We start from the raw sequence: 379 nt of genomic DNA, 5'->3' as shown, positions 1-379 counted from the left end.
GTTCCGTCTCGAGGAACTGAGCTTCCATTTCGGGGTGTTCCTCGACCGTCCGTTCGATCATCTCGGTTCGAACGATTCCCGGCGCCACCGCATTCGCGCGGATACCGTCAGCCGCGTATTCGAGCGCGGCGGACTTCGTCAGTTGGCCGACAGCCGCTTTCGCCGCGCCGTACCCGCTGTACTGGGGAACGGCGACTTCGCCGCCGATCGAGGAGGCGCTGACGATCGAACCGCCGTCGTCGGCGAGCATGGCTTCGATACCGTATTTCATGCCGTACCAGACGCCTTTCAGGTTCACGTCGATTACCTGCTCGAAGGCGTCGTTGTCGTACTCCTCGAGTCGTGCGACGGGGCCCTCGATCGCGGCGTTGTTGAAGAG

1 protein-coding gene is annotated in these 379 nt (G+C 62.8%); it reads right to left on the bottom strand.

The window, feature by feature from the left end; genetic code table 11:
• Positions 1-379, bottom strand: a 379-nt coding sequence (locus NWP09_RS13360) for an SDR family oxidoreductase (RefSeq protein ID WP_258275957.1), incomplete at both ends; no start/stop codon positions are given.

Origin of the sequence: Agrococcus sp. HG114, assembly GCF_024723325.1 — a bacterium.
In the GTDB taxonomy this organism is placed as follows: domain Bacteria; phylum Actinomycetota; class Actinomycetes; order Actinomycetales; family Microbacteriaceae; genus Agrococcus.
The sequence above is the reverse complement of the archived record's forward strand: the minus strand, read 5'-3'. Positions and strand labels throughout refer to the sequence as shown.